Below are 17,288 nucleotides of genomic sequence, written 5' to 3'. Positions count from 1 at the left end.
CATGAAAACATGAAAAACAATAAATCCCAGCAAAAACAGACAAACAACCAGCATTACTGCTGTTGTCCATCAACAATTGCCATACAAAAAATGGCATCAACAAACAGACACGCTATTGAGATATCAAACAACACGCGCACTCGAAAACCCGAGCCGATCAGGCTCTTCGCTCCGGGGCAACCCCACCAGATTAAGCCAGCCACTCACCGCGAGTCAAATCGATCCGATGTGATCCGAACCGCTTCCCAACTCACGCCCTAGAGAAGCCGACCCCGAACCAGACCCATCGGAACCAACTCTGCGAGCCGCTCCGATGCCCCCGGTTCAGCGGGGCACGAGGAAGAACATTACGGAGAAGTAGTTCTGGTCGTCAAGCCGAGAAGGGGGTTCTGAGGGGTGGTCTCCCCCACATGACCTGCGGCACAGCACGTGGGCCCCATCAGCTGGGCCCTACCCGCAGCTGGGCCCTCCCATCAGCCGGGCCTCCCCGGCTTACCCTCCGCTGCTCTCTCCAGCGTCCACCGTGGCCGCCACCCCAGCAGACGCTCCGCGGCATCATCGGCGATTGTCTCCGGCGCGGCGGTCACCGAGATCGCCTCCCATGTCCTTCCCTTAGTCCGGTCGATCGCCGCGAGCACCGCCGCGGCAAGATCCGTCGGGTGCAGGCCGCACACCACCGTCCCGTCGGCCATGGTGTGGACGGTGGGCGCGTCCTCGGGGCCGTGGAGCGGCCCCACCCAGTGTGGCCACGCCTCCGCAGTGGTGGGGAAGGCCAGGCGCAGCGAGGTGACAGTGATGTCCTGCTCCTGCGCGGTGGGGGCGGGGCCCTCGCAGGCAACCTGCAATGCCAGTTCGGCGACCCGCTTGGACAGTCCATAGATCTCCGTCGCATCGGGCGCTGTGCCCGCCGCGATGGGGTCGATCGCGTAGCGCTCGAAGACGGACAGGGAGCTGATGTGCACGAAGGAGCGCACGCCCAGGATGCGGGCCATTCGCATTGCCAGCAGCACGGAGCCGACGTTCACGGCGATCGCCTGCGCGGTGCCGGGCAGCTGTTCGGCCTCGGAGCCGCGGGGGATCACAGCGGCCAGGTGCACCACCGCATCGGCACCGTCGAGGGCGCTCTCGAGCGCTGCGGGATCATCGGCCTCCCCGACGATCTCCCGCACCCCGGGCAGGGGCGTGGTGGAACGGTCCAGGACGGTGAGCTCGTGCTGGTCCTGCAGGACCCCGATGAGCAGACGCCCGACGCCGCCTTTGCCGCCGATCAGTGTGATGCGCATGCGCGCATCATCGCAGATCGGTACGCGGCTATTGACGGATCGTCCATCCGCGTCCTTTGAGGATCTCAGCGCCAGTTCGCCGGGAGCGCGCCAGCCCCTTCCACCCTCTCGACCGACCAACCGGTCCCTGCCAGCCTAGGCAGGAGCGCCCGCGCGCCGTACGGTCCGAGGGTGAGCTCCCTCTCCGCCGCACCGTCGGCCACTGCATCCCGTCCCGAGACCCCCGCCTGTGCGAGCCTCCCGCCGATCGCAGAGGACATCTCCGCGGCGGTGGGCGCGACGCCGCTGGTGCGCCTGACACGTCTGTTCCCCACCTGCCGGGCGCAGCTGTTCGCCAAGCTCGAATCCGTGAACCCCGGGGGCAGCACGAAGGACCGCCCGGCCCTGGCGATGGTGCAGGCGGCGCTGGCCGATGGCACCCTCGCTCCCGGCGGCACCGTGGTGGAGTCCAGCTCCGGGAACCTCGGGGTGGCGCTCGCGCGCACCTGCGCGGTGAGTGGGCTGCGGTTCGTGTGCGTCGTGGACTCCCGCACCAATGCCACGACGATTGCCACGATCCGGGCGCTCGGCGGGCAGGTAGAGGTCGTGGACCAGCCCGATCCGGAGACCGGCGACCTGCTCACCGCCCGGCGGAAGCGGGTGCGCGCCCTGCTCGAGGAGATCCCCGGCGCGGTGAACCTCAACCAGTACGCGAACCCCGCGAACCCGGGAGCGCACCGCAACGGCACGATGGCGGAGATCGCCGCGGCGCTCGAGGGCCGGGTAGATGTGCTGCTGGCGGCCGTGAGCACCACCGGAACGCTCTCCGGCTGCACCGCCTACCTGCGCGAACACGCGATGAGCACCCGCACCGTCGCCGTCGACGCGCAGGGCAGCGCCCTGTTCGACGGCACCCCGGCGCCGCGGCCGCTGCCGGGCTTCGGCGCCGGGATGGTCACCGAACTGTCCCGCAGCGTGCACCCCGATGAGCTGGTGCGGGTGGCGCCCCTGGACGCGGTGGCGGGGGCGCGGCTGCTGGCCCGACGGGAGGGCATCCTGGCCGGCGCCTCGACCGGCGCGATCGTGCACGCCCTGGCGCAGCTGCCCGGCCAGCTCGCCGCCGACGCCCGGGTGGCGCTGATCGTGCATGATTCCGGCGTGCCCTACCTCGAGACCATCTACAGCGATGCCTGGGTGCGCGAGACCCTCGGGGCGAGCCCCGCAGATATCGCCGCCGCGATCACCCGCCTGGAGGAGGCGGCCCGTGCCTGAGCCCTCCACCCGGTGCTCCGCCCCGGGCCGTGATCCGCTGCGCCTGGTCGTGATCGGCGCCGGTCCGAAGGCCCTGTTCGCCCTCGAAGAGTTGCAGGCCCGCCTGGCCGCTGGTGCCGGTCGCGCCCTAGAGGTGGTCGTCGTGGATCCCGGGGAGCATCCGGGCACCGGCGCCGCCTACCGCCCGGATCAGCCGGCGCCGCTGCGGCTGAACGTGGACTGCCGGGTGATCGATGCGCCCGCCAGCAGCACCGCGGCGAGCTTCCCGGCGTGGTGCGCCGAGCATGCGCCGCAGCTGGCCGAGGAGCTCTTCCCGCCGCGTGCCGTCGTAGGCCAGTACCTCGCCGAGCGCTGGTCGCGCCTGTGGTCGGCCCTGGGCGAGCACGCCGACCTCACCCGGGTGCGCACGCGCGCCACCGCCGTCCAGCCGGTCGGCGAGACCTGGTCCGTCCAGCTGAAGGGCGGCGAGGTGATCACGGGGGCCGACGAGGTGCTCGTGGCCACCGGGCATGCCCGCGCACATGAGGGCGCTCTCGCTCGCAGCTGGCAGGGGGCTGTGCCGTTGCGCCCCGCGGTGCTGCCGCCTGAGGAGATGCTCGATCCTGTGCACGTCCCGCCGGGCTCGCGGGTGGCGCTGCGTGGGGCGGCGCTGACCTTCCTGGATGCGGCGCTCATGCTCACCGAGGGCCGCGGCGGCCGCTTCGTCGAGCAGCCGGACGGTGCGCTGCGCCATGAGCGGGGTGCGGCCGAGCCGGCGGTGCTGCTACCCACCGCACGCCGCGGTCTACTGCTGGATGCGAAACCGCAGCCGAACAGCCCCGCCGCGCACGTGCCCGAGCGTCTCCTCACCGTCGGGCAGGAGCGCCTGCGCCGCCTGGACCCCGCGGATCCCCGGGTCGTGGAGCAGGTGCTCGCGGTCGTCGTGGACACGGCGCTTACGCTGCTGGAAGACCGTGGCGCCCCGGCCTCGCGCGTGGATATCGAGCACACGCTGGCCACCGGCGCGGAGCCGGATCTGCCCATCGGCCCCGGTCAGGCGCTCACAGCGCTGGAGCGCAGTGTGCAGGTGGCCTGTGGGGAGCGTGCCCCGGGACCGGCGTGGGCGCTCGGGCGTGCCTGGGCGCGGCTGTACCCGGCGCTCACCGGGCTGCTGCGCGGCCTGCCTGCTCCGGAGGAGACGTGGCAGCGCTTCCGCGACGCCGCGCAGGTGCTCGAGCGTTTCGCCTTCGGGCCGCCGCTGGCCACCGCACTAAAGCTCCTGGCGATGCATGCCTCCGGCGCCGTGGACCTGGGGCCGCTCGAGGCCGGGACCACGGTCGAGCAGCTCGCCACCAGCGGCGAGGCTGATGTGGTGGTCGATGCGGTGCTGCCCCCGCCGGGCGTGCAGGGCCTCGACGAGCCGCTGCTGCGCCAGCTCCTGACCGACGGGCTGATCACGGTGCGGCCGGGCCGGCGCGGTGCCATGATCGCCCCGGATGCGAGCGCGCTGCGCGCCGATGGCAGCACCGTGACGGGCCTTGCGCTGCTGGGACGACCGACGGAGGACCATGTGATCGGCCACGACACCCTGAACCGCCACCTGCACCAGGAGCCCGAACGCTGGGCGGAGCGCCTCACCGGGCGCCTGCGCACCACCGATCCGCTGCGGGCTCACTGCCAGGGGATGCCGCCGCTGGATGCCCGGCTGGAGCCGTGGATGCGCGAGTTGCTCGGCGACCCCGAGGCCTGCCGTGACCTGGTGGAGCGCTTCGGCAGCCCGCTGAACGTGCACGACTTCTCCGCCCTGCCCCGCCACGCCGCGGAGCTCACCGAGGCAGCCGACGACGCCGGGGTGGAGCTCGCCGTGTTCGTGGCCCGCAAGGCGAACAAGACCCTGGGCATGGTCGCCGCCGCGCAAGAGGCGGGGCTGGGCCTGGATGTGGGCAGCCTGCGGGAGCTCTCCCAGGCCCTCGAGCACGGCATGCCTGCTCAGCGCATCGTGGTCACCGCGGCGATCAAGCCGCGGCCGCTGCTGGAGCTGGCCCTGGAATGCGGGGCGATGCTGGTGCTCGACAACCTCGATGAGGCCGCCGCGGTGCTGGACGTCCTCGCCACCGCGGGGCGTACCGACCGCCCGGGCGCCGCACCGCCGGCGCTCGCTCTGCGCCTGGCGCCCACTCCCGTCGGCCCGGTGCCGCCCACCCGGTTCGGAGAGTCCGCCGCTACCTGGCGGGCGTGGGTGGCCTCCCCCGCCGCGCGGGAGGCCGGGGCGCGGATTGCCGGGGTCCACTTCCACCTGCACGGCTATGACGCCGCGGCGCGGGCGCTCGCGATCGGTGAGGCCTGCACGCTCATCGATGCCCTGCGGGAGGCGGGACACGAGCCGACCTTCGTGGACATGGGCGGCGGGATCCCGATGTCCTACCTCGATGACCAGCAGCAATGGGAGGCCTCCGAGCGTGCGGTGCGCACCGCGCAGGGCCCGGACCCCGCGGACTGGATCACCTGGGAGGGGGCGCCGCTCACCCAGCACTACCCCTACCACCAGGCCCCCGTGCGCGGGGACTGGCTGCGCGGGCTGCTCGCTTCCCCCGCGAGTGTCGATGAGGCCGACGGGGCTGCCCGGGCCGATGGAGCTGCCGGGTCCGTGCCCACCGCCGCGGAGGCCCTGCGCTCACGTGGGCTGCGCCTGGCCTGCGAGCCGGGCCGCTCGCTGCTGGACGGCTGCGGGATGACCCTGACGCGCGTCATTCAGCGCACCTCCACCAGTCACGGCGCGGCCCTCGTGGGCGTGGAGATGAACCGCACCCAGTGCCGCTCCACCTCCGATGACTTCCTGGTGGACCCGCTGCTGGTACGCATCGGCACCCAGAGCGGGGAGCCGATGGACGCCTTCGTCGTGGGGGCTTACTGCATCGAGGCGGAGCTGATCCTGCGGCGCCGTCTGCACTTCCCCAGCGGGGTGGCCGTCGGGGACATCCTCGCGCTGCCGAACACCGCGGGGTACCTCATGCACATTCTGGAAAGCGCCTCCCACCAGCTCCCACTGGCCTCCAATGTGGTCCGACGGGAGGGCGGTTTCGTACGCGATGGGATCGATGCGATCGCGCCCCAGCGCCCCTGGGAGGAGGAGCCGCAGATCAGGCCGCCGACTCCCGCTCCCCGAGCCACGGGGCGAGCCGATCCTCGCAGCCCAGCCACGGCGCCAGCCCGTCGGCCCATTCCTCCTCGGTGAGCAGGGCGCGTCCGAAAGCGGTGCGCACCCGCTCGCGGTCCTCGGGGTGGATGCCGGTGACGACCAGACGCGTGGTGGGCAGGTCATCGCGGGTGCGCCACACGGCGCCGACGGCGACCTGTCCCCCGGCGCCGTCCCACTGGCAGATGCTGTCCGGGCGGTCGGGGACCCAGAAGCGGCCGCGGCCGCGCAGGTGTCCGGCGCCGATCGCCTCGATCTGCTCGAGCAGGCGATCGGGGTGGAAGGGCCGCTCGGAGATGAGATCCAGGGTCCAGGTGCCGTGCCCGGTGGGGCCGCCGTAGGGCTCGACGTAGCGCACGTCACGCCGACGCAGCGCCAGCATGTGGTCCAGGCGCCCACTCAGCAGCATCCGCGCATCCAGGGCATAGATCCCCTCGATGAGCTGCTGCTCGGGGGCGCGCAGATGCTCGATGAGCGCCGCACCGGCGCCAGCCCCGTCGCCCTCGAGCACCACGGTGGGCGCGTATTCGAGCTGGGCGGCGAGCGCCTCGCCCACGGCCCGATGGTCCTCGGCGAGCCACTGCAGTCCGCGCTCGGCGAGGGTGTCATCGCCCAGCAGGTCGTGGATCGCGGTCTCGGCATCGAGCACCACGGCGGCATCGGCCAGGTGCCAGCCGTCCTCCTGGGCGCGCAGGGCACCGCAGACGGTGGCCGGCTCAGCGGACAGCGGCGGGGCCAGCAGGATCGCGGCGATGCCGGGCGTGCGGGCGAGGCGCTCGAGGGTGGGCACGGCGTCCTCGCGCATGGCGCAGGAGTGGCAGGGGTGGTCGAGGTCCACCAGCTCGTCCTCGAGGACACCCCGGGAGCTGACGATCAGGCGGCGCAGTGCGGCAGATTCTGCGACGAGCTCGTAGCGCAAGGCCACGGCATCCTGGGCATCCAGCAGCAGACTCGCGATGAGGGCGTCGCGCAGCACAGGGTCCACCGCGGAGATCACCGCGACGGGGACGCTGCGCCCCCCGTCGGCGGCCGGGTGGGCGCGATCAGGCTGGGACTGCTGGGGCACGGACAACTCCTCCGCTTGACGATAACGGTTCTCAGTAGCTAATCTCAGCGGTCGTCTCGCGCGGCTGTCAAGTCCGCGCTCCCGCATCGGAAGGAACCCATGGCCCGCAAGAACGAGGTCCGCGCGCAGGTCGCGCTGCGCTCGAGCGCCGGAACCGGCACCGTGTACCGCACCACGAAGAACCGCCGCAACACCCCCGATCGCCTGGTGCTGCGCAAGTACGACCCGAAGGTCCGGGCTGTCGTCGAGTTCAAGGAGTCCCGCTGATGGCCAAGACCTCGAAGATCGCCGCCGACGCCCGCCGCCGACGCACCGTTGCCCGCTACGCCGAGCAGCGCGCTGAGCTCAAGCGCACCATCAAGAGCCCCGACAGCTCCCTCGCGGAGAAGATCCAGGCCCAGCGTGCCCTGCAGCGCCTGCCACGCGACGCGAGCCCCACCCGGCTGCGCAACCGCGATGCGATCGACGGCCGCCCCCGCGGTCACCTGCGCCGTTTCGGCCTGTCCCGCGTCCGGCTGCGCGAGCTCGCCCACCGCGGCGAGCTGCCCGGCGTGACCAAGTCCAGCTGGTAAGCCCCGCTCACCGCCCCGAAGGAGAACCCCGATGAAGCCCGGCATCCACCCCGAGTACCGCCCCGTCGTCTTCCGCGACAAGGGCGCGAACCACGCCTTCCTCACTCGCTCCACCCGCACCTCGGATCAGACCATCGAGTGGGAGGACGGCAACACCTACCCGGTGATCGACGTGGAGGTCTCCTCCGCTTCGCACCCCTTCTACACCGGCCGCGCCACCGTGCTGGACACCGCTGGTCGGGTGGAGAAGTTCCGCCGCCGCTACGGCCAGAAGGGCTGACCCCGGGGCGGGGAGGACGAGCAGATCTCCGTGGACCGCACGTGGATCGCGGTCAAGGGGTACTCCGATGCGACGACGTACCTGCAGGTGCTCGCCGCCCGCAAGGCCCGGCTCGATGAGTCGACGCTGCTCGCGCTGCATTTCATGGTGCAGGGGTACGACCTCTCCCGCAGCCCCGGCCGATACCGGGACGGTGAGGTGTTCGTCCATGACGACGATGCCCGTCGGACAGTGCACGTCGGCCCGCCCGCGGAGCAGGTGCCCGACCTGATGGAGGAGTTCACCGCACGGTTCACCGCTCCACGGGCCGACGGGACGCCGCCGCTGGCCGACGCAGCGATGACGTCGTAGACGCTGGTGCCGATCCCTACCGTGCCGTGCGGCTCGGTGAGGAGATTCCGACGTCGGCGACCGCGTGAGGTCCCCGGGAAGCAAGGCTCTCGCGCAGCGTCTCCACCGCATAGCTGAGCTCGATGCGCTCCTGCTCGAGCCGCAGCCCGTCGGCCTGCAGCCGCTGGTACATCTCCTGCTCCCCCTCCGTGAGCGAGGGCAGCTCCGCCATGGGCGGCGGGGTGCTCGTCACCGCCAGCTCCGCATACCGCGCGAAGGTCTCCGCGTCCATGAGGATGCTCGTGACGGCGGGATGGTGGGCGCGGGCGCGGTGGAGGATCCGGAAACCGTCCGCATCCAGATCACCCCAGTACAGCACCGGTGCACGCTGGACCCACGGCACCTCGAGCACGCTCGCCACCGCGTATCCGGCCCCGGAGAGCGCGACGGTGCCGGGCAGGTCCGGGAGCACCTGCACCGTTTCGGAGTTCTCGCAGATCAGCACGATACGCGGACTGAGCTCCAGCTCAGCGAGGAGCGCGGCGTCCACGCGGCTGGCGCGCGGCATGCGCGGGCCCAGACCAGCGCCGCGCAGCGCAGGATCGAGCACCAGCACATCGTGGAACGACGGCTCCGCGGCAAGCCCCAGGTCCTGATCGACCGCTGTCCCCTCGCCCTGCGCCGCGGCGACCAGGGCGCGGACCACGGCGCGATGCGCTTGCAGCCATTTGGTGTGCATCCCCGGCAGCGGCACCTGGCGGATCCGCAGACCCGAGGCCGGATGGGCGAGCACCCACGCGGCCGCCCGCAGACACAGCTCCGCATCGACCCGATCCATGCCGAGCCAGCGACTGCGCTGCGCGACGATCGCCCGCGCCAGAACCTCCCGCAGCTCCCCTGCCGGTCGGTCCGACGCGCCCGTGAGCAGCACCAGCGCCCGCTGCACCCAGTGGCTGAGCTGCGTGAACTGCTCATGCGCAGCAGGCCCGGCGGCGCGGGTGAGCTGCTCGGCGCCGGCGAGCTCCCAGCGGTGCGGCAGCTCCTGCGCCCCCAGGTGCGCCCAGGCCACGCGGCGCCAGATGACCGCATCGCGCAGCACCGCGGGTGCGCTGCTCCACTGCTCCACCCAGCGCTGCACCGCCGCGGGATCCGCGAGCACCTGCGGCTGCGTCGGCGGGTGCAGGGGAAGGGAGACCGCAGCCGCCGACGGGTCCGCGAGCCATGCCGCCATCGACCGCTTCCAGCGAGTGCGCAGCAGGTCACGCACCTCTTGCACGGACCTCACGACCCCGCCTCCGGGCTCTCTTCTGTTGAGGACAGGAACGTCGCTGCCGCGAAGGTGGAGCAGTCCCGGGAGTTCTTACTGACCACGGCCGCGCCGCCCACATACGCCTCGATGGTCTGCAGCATCTTCAGCGGCGTCGCGAGCAGCAGCTGGAAGCCGAAAGAGCGGAAGACCTCCAGGCCAGCGCGCGTGAAATGCACATCGGTCTTGTCGAAGGCCTCATCGAGGACCACCAGGCCGTAGGGCGGCAGGCCCTCCGCGGAGTCGGTCAGCTGGTAGCGCAGCGATGCCGCGAGGCAGAAGGTGACCAGGCGCTGGCGCTGTCCCCCGGAGCGGCCCCCCGCATCGGAGTACAGGTCCAGGACGGTCCCGCTCTCATCGAGCTCCTGCGCCACGAACTCCACATGCTGACGGGTATCCAGCACCCGTCGGCGCCACGACACATCCGCGGTCTCCGCGGAGCCGAGGCGCCGCAGCAGCGCATCCATCCCGGCGAACCGCGCCTCCGCTCGCTCGATCGAATCCTCTGGCCCGAACGCCCCCTCCGTGATCGAGGTCAGCTCGGCGAGGAACTGCACCACCTCCTGGGTGTGGCGCTGCCGCGCCACCAGGCGCAGCCAGGTGCGGCGCTCGGTGTCGAACTGGCTCTGTCGCAGCGAGGCATTCACCGGGTCCAGCCGCTGGTGAACATCCCGGATGGCCTGCGCGATCACGGCCCGCAGCTGGCCGATGTTGTTCTGCGACTGAGTGCGCAGCAGCTCCCGGAACCGCTGCTCGAAATCCGGCAGCCGGTCACGTTCCAGCCGCTCCAGCACCGCCAGGAAATCCTCGGTCGCCACGATGTCATCGACGAGGTTCACCGAGCGTTCCGCCCAGCGGCGCAGGTACTCGGCCCGGGCCGCCGCGAGGGTGCTCTCCGCGGTGCGCCGCGCCCGCTCGGCGGCGTTCAGCTCCTCTCCCAGCCCCCGCTCGAGCGGCAGCATCGCCTCGGCGAGGGACCGACGGGTCAAAGCGCTACGGCGGGTCCCGCGGACCCGGCGATCCAGGGCCTCGAACACCTCCGGCTCGAGCTCCACGCCCTCCAGGTGGGTGCGGGCGGTGCGCAGGTCCTCGCGGGCCTCCGCGACCTCCTCGCGCAGGCGCCGCAGTGCATCGCGCGCCGCCGCGGAAACCTCCGTGGCCTCGCGATACTCCTGGTCAGCCCGCTGCTGGGCTGCATTCAGCTGGGCAAGGTCAGTGGAGGCCAGCAGGCGTTCGCGCTGTTCCCGCAGTCGCGTGAGGCGAGCTGTCGCCCCCGCGTGGTCCACGTCCTCCCAGGTCTGCTCGCCCAGGCGCTCGAGGTCCCGTCGGCGCTGTTCAAACTGCCGCTCCTGCTGGGCGACCTCCCCCACACGGGCCTGGTGGCGCTCGACCGCGCGCTTCGCGACCTGGAGCTGCTCGCGCAGGCGCTCGCGCCGCGCGGTGTTGTCGGTGCCGATCACCCAGCGGGACCAGTCATCGATCCGATGCCGGTCGTCCTTGACGTGGTGATCGCGGTTCTTGATCTGACCGGCGCGAGAGAGGGCTCGTTCGTGGCGGGCGAGCTCCGGGACGTCCTCCACCAGGACGTGCGGGAAGCCCGTGGTGAGCCGATGCTGTAGCCACGCTTGGTGCGGGCCCTGTGCGAGCTGCAGGACGCTGAGCACCGTGCGCTCCTGCGGCGCGTCGGGGGCGAGGGTGCCGCTGGGCTCCCGCATCCGCTCGTAGGCGATGCGCTGCCGCCAGTCGCGGCCGTCCACGGCGGCAGCGACCTGGGGGTACAGCCGCTCCGGGACCAGGATCGTGGTGGCGAGTCCGCGCAGCAGGCGCTCCACTGCGCCGCGCCAGGACGCCTCGCGCACATCCATGAGCTCTCCGGCGAAGGGCAGCTCCCAGGTGTGCACGCCGATACTCTCGGCGATCTGGTCACGGGCGGCCACCAGGTGGGAGGGCAGGTTGGAGCGTCGTGTGTTGAGCGAGCGGATCTCGTGCTCGAGCTCGGTGCGGTGGGCGACGGCGTCGCGCTGGGCCACCAGCAGCTCTCCGGAGGATTCGCGCAGCCGCTCCCGTTCGGCATCCAGGCGTTCGATCTCCCGTTGGGCCTGCGCCTGGATCTTCGCGAAATCCTCAGCGTTCGTGGGTTCGTCCGCCTCCAGCCGCTCCAGTACCGGGGCGAGGTAGCGCGTCTGCGCCTCCACGGCGTTCAGACGCTGCTCAGCCAGCTCGATCTCCCGCTCCGCTGCAGTGAGCTCCCCGCCTCCACGCGCCGCGAGCGCCTGATCGGCCAAGCGCAGAGCCTGGCGGGCATCGGCCTCCGCCTGCTGCGCGGCCTCGCTCTCATGCTCGGCGGCCTGCAGCGCGACCTGCGTGTCCTCCAGGTCCCGCTGCGCTAGGCGCTGCAGGACTGTGTATCGGAACGGTTCAGTGCACTCGCGCAAATGCTGGATCTCATCACGCTGCCCCGTGGCGCGGGCGTGCTCGGCCCAGGCCTCTCGCTGCGGCAGCAGGACATTCACCTGCTGGCGGGCATCGACCACGGTGGCGTGCGCATCCTGCAGCGCCCGGAACTGCTCGACGGCCTGCTCGGCCAGGGAGAAGGTGCCGGGCTCCTCCAGCATGAAGCTGCGCAGCAGGTCATTCAGGGAGGTGAGGGATTTCGCGGACTGGGTGCGGTGCAGCAGGCGCTGGGCCGCCTCAGAGCCGATGCCCGTCAGTCGGCGCAGCGCCACCCCGAAGGTCGTGTACGAATCAGACGCCACCTGCGGCGAGAGGGCTCGCTTGAGCCGTCGGCGATCGATCCCGGAGGTGGACAGCTCCAGCACCTCGTTCAGCTCCACCGCCCGGTCGAACAGCAGGAAGGCCGAGCGCAGGTCCGCTGCCGCGGTGCCGCGGCCGGGCACATGCATCACCCGGATCGCGGTGACCGCGCCGCCAGTTCCGTTCTCGAAGGTCAGGGCGATGCCGGAGACCGTGGTGGACGGGCGGAGGTACCCGGCGCGCATCTCCCCGGTGTCCTCATCGGACTCCTTGCGATACGCGCCGCGGACGTAGCTGAGCGGCGTCCGGTCGCGGTCCCCCGCACCGCCGTCCTGGGCCGCGGCGTTGAACCGCACCTCCCCGGGTTTCATGAGCACGGCGCTGATCGCATCCAGCACCGAGGACTTGCCGGATCCGGATTCACCAGTCAGCAGCAGGCCCTCACGCGGCACTGCGAGGTCATGGCCTTTGTCGAAGGTGCCCCAGTTGTGCAGCTGGATGCGGGCAAGGCGCATCTGTCCGGGCGCGACGGGTGACTCCTGCGGCGCCGAGCCTTTGCGGGCAGTGGGGGTGGGGCTCGGGGTCATGCGGTCTCCTCCTCCACCTCGGTGAGCGCGGGCTGGGTCCCGTCGGCCGCTGCCTCGCGCAGCCGCTGGTATTCCTGTTCGATCCCCGTGATCTCTTCCGCGGTGAGCACGAGGGCGAGCACCGAGGAGATCTCCCAGCGGTCCGCGGTGTCCGTGTCCACGAGCAGCGACCATTTGCGCATCCGCTCCAGGCTGGCGGCCAGGCGTTTGGCGAACTGCGCCTCATCGTGCCCGGAGGAGGCGAGGTAGGCGCTCATGTGCGCGGCGATTTCGTCGCGGCCCACCACGGCGCGTTCCTGCTGGGCGGTGGCCTGCAGCAGCAGGTGGCGCAGGTGCAGCAGCAGGGCGGAGTCGATGAAGCTCAGCGGGGCGGTGCGCAGCACCGAAGGGACGGGCTGATCGAAGTCGGGGTCCGGGCGCAGGTTCCGGGTGAAGGCCACCTCGGAGTCGGCGTCGATCTCGAGTTGCAGCAGCAGATCCCCCAGGTGGGCGCGGATCACGTCGGTGTGGGCGAGCAGCGTGGCCCACAGCACCGAGTCACGCCGCTGGGAGAGGTAGGGCCCGCGCAGCAGGGCCACCAGGGTGCGTCGGACATTCAGCGGCAGGGTTCCGGGATCCCCCTCCCACAGGGTGACGCGGCCGACGGGGGCGGTCTCCTCGGGGGCGGTATCCAGGTCCTCGACGGTGTCGGGGCTCTCGGGGGTCATGTCAGCTCCTTCGCGAGGCCGGGGACGGCAGCGGAGATCGGGCGGGTGAAGCGCAGGGCTGTGATCACGGCGCTGCGGCGCTGCCCGGGGGCCTCGGGGAGATCCCATGCGACCCGTTCGGTCGCCGGGGCCGGGTCTTCGTCCGCGTCGGTGGTCTCGTCGGTGACCGGTTCGCCGTGGCGCTGGGCCAGCAGCAGCAGTCCGACGATCGAGGCGAGGCCCTGGGTGGCCGGATGGACGGAAAGCACCTCCCCGATGGTGGCCGTATCGCGCCAGGCCAGGACGTCATCCACGGCGTCGGTGAGCTCGGCGAGGTCGATCTCCGATTCGCGGACCACTTCGCGCAGGTGCTCCAGATCCAGCGGTTCGGCGTCCGCGGCGGAGAGGTCATCATCGGCGGTGACCTCCGCCGGGGACAGCAGGCGCAGCTGGCCGACGGAGCGCGGCGTGAAGGTGGACAGGGTGAGTCCCACGCCGATCCGATGATGAGGGCGCACGAAGGGGGCGAGCTCGAGGCTGAGGCGCTGGGGCCGGCGCAGCACGTCGCCGAGCGCCCGGTACTGCTCGAACTGACGGGAGCGCACGAATTCTCGCAGTGAGCGGGAGAGGTCGATCATCGCGTGGCGCACCTGGTGGGATTCCTGCTGCAGGCGCCCCAGGTAGTTCTGCAGGAAGCGGATCTTCGCCGCCCCCAGGTGGCTCGCGAAATCGCGGGTGGCCAGGGCGTCTGCGGCCGCGTGGTAGCGCTGTTCGAGCACCGGGGAGATGAGCATCGAGTGGAAGGCGGCGAAGGAACGCCCGGCCTCGGAGTCCTCCACCGCGTCCACGCCGAGGAACAGCTGGTCGAGGATTTCGCCCTGTGGACCGTCGTGTTCGATGAGCTCCAGCCGCAGCGAGCGGTGCAGGCGCTCGAACTCGGCCCGCACGCGCGCGAAGTCGGAGGGGACATCGAGTGCCAGGGCGTAGAGCTCCTCTGCGGCCTCGACCGCCTGGGAGATGGGCAGTGGGGAAGCGCCGTGCTCCTGCAGGGTGCGGATCTGCTGGGCAATGCGCTCCTGCTGCTCCTGCAGCGCGGTGATGCGCCGGCCGGCGTCGGGGTCCGTCTCCTGCGCGAGCTGCAGCAGCCGGTCAGTGAGCAGGCTCAGGCGGGAGCGGGTGACCGCTTCGCGCGGGGAGGCGAGGTCGGCGAGGAAGCGGATGGCCTGGTGCGCCGATTCGGTCAGGGAGAACAGCTCGGTGCGCTCCTGCTGGGCAGCCCGCCGGGTCAGGTACCCCTGCTCCACCCAGGTCTTGCAGTACTGCTGGGCGCTGCGCGGCAGATCCTGGCCATGGAAGCGCAGCTCATCAAGATCCGCGTCCAGCAACTCGTACAGCTCTGCGGCGGTACGGCTGCGCTCGTCCTGCCCCAGGTGGGTCTCGAGCAGCGCAAGGGTGATGGGGGCGTTGTCGGCGCGCAGCAGGGCGAGCACCGGTGCGTCATCGAACAGCTCCAGCTGCTCCAGGGCGCGGCCCGCACCGCTCATCGCGCCCCCTTTCGGCAGGTTCGTCCGGTCTTGAGCGTCCGGCCCAGCGTACTGGGGGCGTCCGACAGTCGGTGGTCCTCACTACGATAGCGGCCAGGGGAGATCACTCCACACCCATCTCGTCCCCATCGGCACCCGTCCCGGGAGACGGCGCCGATGCCGATGTTCCAAAGGAGCCTGTTCATGACTGAGCCGTACGAGAACCAGCCGCCGACCAGCGCGAATCCTGTTCCCTCGGAGCAGCCGACGAGCGCGCAGCCCGCGCAGCAGTCACACGCGGGGCAGCCCGCGCAGCCGGCGGCCGACTACTCCGCCTACGGGCAGTCCGCCCCGTCGGCGCCCTCCGCGCCTGCGCAGCCCGCAGCGGGCGCCGCGCAGTCCGCCCCGTCGGCGCCCTCCGCGCCCGCACAGCCCGCAGTGGGGTCCACCTCCCAGCCCGCCCCCGGCGCAGCGAGCGGCACCACCGCCGACACCGGCACTGCCGCTGCAGGGAGCGCCACCGGCACTCCCAGCAGCACCAACACCGACGGCGACCCGAACATGATCCAGGCGCTGTTCGACTTCAAGTTCAAGCACTTCGTGTCCCTGAAGTACGCGAGCGTGCTGTACATCGTGGCGATCATCGTGGCGCTGCTGATCTGGGCGGCACAGGTGGTCGGCTCCCTGATGTTCGGCGCGATGCTGGGGGCATTGAACTCCTCCTGGTACGGCGAGCCCTCGTTCAACGCGATTCCGCTGCTGATCGCACTGCTGCTGGGCTGGATCCCGTCGGTGGTGGCGCTTATCGGCATGCGCCTGGCGATCGAGTTCTCCGTGGCCTCCGCCCGCACCGCCCAGAACACCACCGCGATCCTGGAGCACCTGCGCCGCTGACGCCGGTGCGAGGCTGACGCCGGACGGCGAGGCTCAGACGGGGCGGCGAGGCTGACGCCGGGGGCGGCCACCCGCCCATCGGCACCACAAATGTGAGGTCTGGTGGCATGTTTCTGCGGAACATGCCACCAGACCTCACATTTGCGTGGGGGTGGGTCCGGCGGGCCGGCGCTGGTGGGGCCGGGGGCCCGCCGGGCGCGCAGGTGGGGCCGATGGGGCCGGAGGGTTCGGCGCTCTCAGGCCTGGCCGGAGTCGAAGTACTCGCGCATCTGGGCTGGCACGGCCGGAACCTCGCGCGGCACGCCGCCGTCGCGGATCGAGAGGGCACCGTGCACGCCGGTGGCCACGGCCTCCCGGGCGGCGATCACGGACACGTCGGTCTTCCCGCCGTCGCGGGCGAAGCGCAGGAACTCCGAGACCAGGCTCGGATCCGCACCGCCGTGCCCACCGGTCGCTCGGGCCACGACCTCGACCGCATCAGGTTTGCCGGCGCCGGAGTAGCGGGATTCCCAGATGTGGATCTGGTCCCCAGAGCCATCGCCCATGTTCTCGATCCGCCCGGCGTCGCCGATCACGGTGTAGTTGCGCCAGTAGTCGGGCGTGAAGTGGCACTGCTCGTAGGAGGCCAGCACCCCGTTGTCCAGCGTCATGTGGATCATCGAGATGTCCTCGACGTCAATAACGGGGTTGAGCTCCTTCTGCGCGGTGGGCGGCCAGATATCCGCGTCGTACCAGTCGACCATGAGGCGGTCGGAGTTGTCGCGGCGGTCGGTGATGTCCCCGTAGATGGCGAGGTCGCCGATGCCGGAGACGCGCCGCGTGTACCCGCCGGCCAGCCAGTGGATGACGTCGATGTCGTGCGCGCCCTTCTGCAGCAGCAGGCTGAAGGCCTTCTCCCGCTCGGCGTGCCAATCCTTGAAGTAGAAGTCGCCGCCGGCGCCCACGAAGTGGCGGCACCACACGGCGCGCACCGTTCCGATGCGGCCGGAGTCGATGATCGCCTTCATCTGGCGGATCACCGGCATGTGGCGCATGTTGTGGCCGACGTACAGCCGGGCCCGCTTCTGCATCGCCATGTCGAGCATCGCGTCGGTGTCCTCGACGGAGATCGCCATCGGCTTCTCGCAGAACGTGGGCAGTCCTGCCTCGAGGGTCTTCAGCGCCACGGAGGCGTGCGCGAAGTCCGGGGTCAGGATCATCACGGCGTCCACCGCGTGCTCGGCGAGCAGCTGGTCGACGTCATCGACCACGGCGACGTCCTCGCCGAACAGCTCACGGGCCTTGTCCTTGCCGCGCTGCGTGGGGTCGGCGACGACGGTGACCTGGGAACCCTCTCCGGGCTGGTGGGCGTGGCGGGCCAGGCCGCCGCGGGCGCCGAGCCCGATCACGCCGATGCGCAGGTCAGTCATGAGGTACCACCTTCAGAAAGGTCCGATGGACACGCGGCGCAGAGAGGTCACAGCTCGGAAACAACGCCGTCCAGATGTCGTGAACCGATTTACAAGTCCGATGAAAGCATTTACTATCTCCCTCAACCTGTCAAGCGGGGCACCCGGTCCGACCGCCTCGCTCTCCCCGGCA

At 71.2% G+C, this 17,288-nt stretch carries 14 protein-coding genes; 7 read left to right on the top strand and 7 right to left on the bottom strand.

Features of this window, described 5'->3' with window-relative positions; all coding sequences use genetic code 11:
* Nucleotides 1-473 precede the first annotated feature (473 nt).
* Complete coding sequence (locus CJ197_RS11460; RefSeq protein ID WP_102236883.1) at nucleotides 474-1,283, bottom strand: NAD(P)-dependent oxidoreductase; 810 nt, start codon at nucleotides 1,281-1,283, stop codon at nucleotides 474-476.
* Nucleotides 1,284-1,454: 171 nt separating this feature from the next.
* Here CJ197_RS11460 and sbnA point away from each other — a divergent pair, with 171 nt between their 5' ends.
* On the top strand, nucleotides 1,455-2,534 hold the full coding sequence (sbnA, locus tag CJ197_RS11455) for a 2,3-diaminopropionate biosynthesis protein SbnA (RefSeq protein WP_233190881.1): 1,080 nt from the start codon (nucleotides 1,455-1,457) through the stop codon (nucleotides 2,532-2,534).
* A complete protein-coding gene (locus tag CJ197_RS11450; protein WP_158239467.1) occupies nucleotides 2,527-5,748 on the top strand; it encodes an FAD/NAD(P)-binding protein in 3,222 nt (1,073 codons plus the stop codon). The genes sbnA and CJ197_RS11450 overlap by 8 nt, the downstream gene beginning before the upstream one ends.
* Here CJ197_RS11450 and CJ197_RS11445 read toward each other — a convergent pair.
* Nucleotides 5,654-6,775: a GTP-binding protein gene (locus CJ197_RS11445; RefSeq protein ID WP_102236881.1), complete on the bottom strand. Its 1,122-nt coding sequence runs from the start codon at nucleotides 6,773-6,775 to the stop codon at nucleotides 5,654-5,656. The two genes, CJ197_RS11450 and CJ197_RS11445, sit on opposite strands and share 95 nt — an antisense overlap.
* A gap of 99 nt (nucleotides 6,776-6,874) precedes the next feature.
* On the opposite strand from CJ197_RS11445, the gene rpmG reads away from it, so the two are divergent.
* The 4 genes from rpmG to CJ197_RS11425 are packed head-to-tail and all read left to right on the top strand — an operon-like array spanning nucleotide 6,875 to nucleotide 7,978.
* A complete protein-coding gene (gene rpmG / locus CJ197_RS11440) occupies nucleotides 6,875-7,042 on the top strand; it encodes a 50S ribosomal protein L33 (protein WP_102236880.1) in 168 nt (55 codons plus the stop codon).
* A complete protein-coding gene (rpsN, locus tag CJ197_RS11435; protein WP_102236879.1) occupies nucleotides 7,042-7,347 on the top strand; it encodes a 30S ribosomal protein S14 in 306 nt (101 codons plus the stop codon). Before rpmG ends, rpsN begins: the two co-directional genes overlap by 1 nt.
* Before the next feature lie 31 nt (nucleotides 7,348-7,378).
* On the top strand, nucleotides 7,379-7,627 hold the full coding sequence (locus CJ197_RS11430; RefSeq protein WP_102236878.1) for a type B 50S ribosomal protein L31: 249 nt from the start codon (nucleotides 7,379-7,381) through the stop codon (nucleotides 7,625-7,627).
* Between the two features lie 30 nt (nucleotides 7,628-7,657).
* A complete protein-coding gene (locus CJ197_RS11425) occupies nucleotides 7,658-7,978 on the top strand; it encodes a Fic family protein (protein WP_102236877.1) in 321 nt (106 codons plus the stop codon).
* Nucleotides 7,979-7,994: 16 nt separating this feature from the next.
* On the opposite strand, the gene CJ197_RS11420 is transcribed toward CJ197_RS11425, so the two are convergent.
* The 4 genes from CJ197_RS11420 to CJ197_RS11405 are packed head-to-tail and all read right to left on the bottom strand — an operon-like array spanning nucleotide 7,995 to nucleotide 14,834.
* Nucleotides 7,995-9,242 carry a Wadjet anti-phage system protein JetD domain-containing protein gene (locus CJ197_RS11420; protein WP_102236876.1) on the bottom strand — a complete coding sequence of 416 codons (1,248 nt, stop codon included), beginning with the start codon at nucleotides 9,240-9,242 and terminating at the stop codon, nucleotides 7,995-7,997.
* Complete coding sequence (locus tag CJ197_RS11415; RefSeq protein ID WP_158239466.1) at nucleotides 9,239-12,604, bottom strand: ATP-binding protein; 3,366 nt, start codon at nucleotides 12,602-12,604, stop codon at nucleotides 9,239-9,241. The genes CJ197_RS11420 and CJ197_RS11415 overlap by 4 nt, the downstream gene beginning before the upstream one ends.
* Nucleotides 12,601-13,311, bottom strand: coding sequence for a DUF4194 domain-containing protein (locus tag CJ197_RS11410; protein WP_158239465.1), 711 nt, complete (start codon nucleotides 13,309-13,311; stop codon nucleotides 12,601-12,603). Before CJ197_RS11410 ends, CJ197_RS11415 begins: the two co-directional genes overlap by 4 nt.
* Nucleotides 13,308-14,834, bottom strand: a complete 1,527-nt coding sequence (locus CJ197_RS11405) for a DUF3375 domain-containing protein (RefSeq protein WP_102236874.1) — start codon at nucleotides 14,832-14,834, stop codon at nucleotides 13,308-13,310. The genes CJ197_RS11410 and CJ197_RS11405 overlap by 4 nt, the downstream gene beginning before the upstream one ends.
* Before the next feature lie 183 nt (nucleotides 14,835-15,017).
* Between CJ197_RS11405 and CJ197_RS11400 the strand changes: the two genes are divergently transcribed.
* Complete coding sequence (locus CJ197_RS11400) at nucleotides 15,018-15,707, top strand: DUF4282 domain-containing protein (RefSeq protein WP_102236873.1); 690 nt, start codon at nucleotides 15,018-15,020, stop codon at nucleotides 15,705-15,707.
* A 236-nt stretch (nucleotides 15,708-15,943) separates the two neighbouring features.
* On the opposite strand, the gene CJ197_RS11395 is transcribed toward CJ197_RS11400, so the two are convergent.
* A complete protein-coding gene (locus CJ197_RS11395; RefSeq protein WP_102236872.1) occupies nucleotides 15,944-17,116 on the bottom strand; it encodes a Gfo/Idh/MocA family protein in 1,173 nt (390 codons plus the stop codon).
* Between the last annotated feature and the right edge of the window lie 172 nt (nucleotides 17,117-17,288).

The organism is Brachybacterium sp. UMB0905 (genome assembly GCF_002871795.1).
Classification (GTDB): domain Bacteria; phylum Actinomycetota; class Actinomycetes; order Actinomycetales; family Dermabacteraceae; genus Brachybacterium.
This window is presented reverse-complemented; position numbering and strand designations above follow the sequence as displayed.

Bases quoted from the DNA above. Each gene is read 5' to 3' on its own strand.
- CJ197_RS11460 (WP_102236883.1), bottom strand. From the start codon at position 1,283: ATGCGCATCACACTGATCGGCGGCAAAGGCGGCGTCGGGCGTCTGCTC.
- rpmG (WP_102236880.1), top strand. From the start codon at position 6,875: ATGGCCCGCAAGAACGAGGTCCGCGCGCAGGTCGCGCTGCGCTCGAGC.
- rpsN (WP_102236879.1), top strand. From the start codon at position 7,042: ATGGCCAAGACCTCGAAGATCGCCGCCGACGCCCGCCGCCGACGCACC.
- CJ197_RS11430 (WP_102236878.1), top strand. From the start codon at position 7,379: ATGAAGCCCGGCATCCACCCCGAGTACCGCCCCGTCGTCTTCCGCGAC.
- CJ197_RS11415 (WP_158239466.1), bottom strand. From the start codon at position 12,604: ATGACCCCGAGCCCCACCCCCACTGCCCGCAAAGGCTCGGCGCCGCAG.
- CJ197_RS11410 (WP_158239465.1), bottom strand. From the start codon at position 13,311: ATGACCCCCGAGAGCCCCGACACCGTCGAGGACCTGGATACCGCCCCC.
- CJ197_RS11405 (WP_102236874.1), bottom strand. From the start codon at position 14,834: ATGAGCGGTGCGGGCCGCGCCCTGGAGCAGCTGGAGCTGTTCGATGAC.
- CJ197_RS11400 (WP_102236873.1), top strand. From the start codon at position 15,018: ATGACTGAGCCGTACGAGAACCAGCCGCCGACCAGCGCGAATCCTGTT.
- CJ197_RS11395 (WP_102236872.1), bottom strand. From the start codon at position 17,116: ATGACTGACCTGCGCATCGGCGTGATCGGGCTCGGCGCCCGCGGCGGC.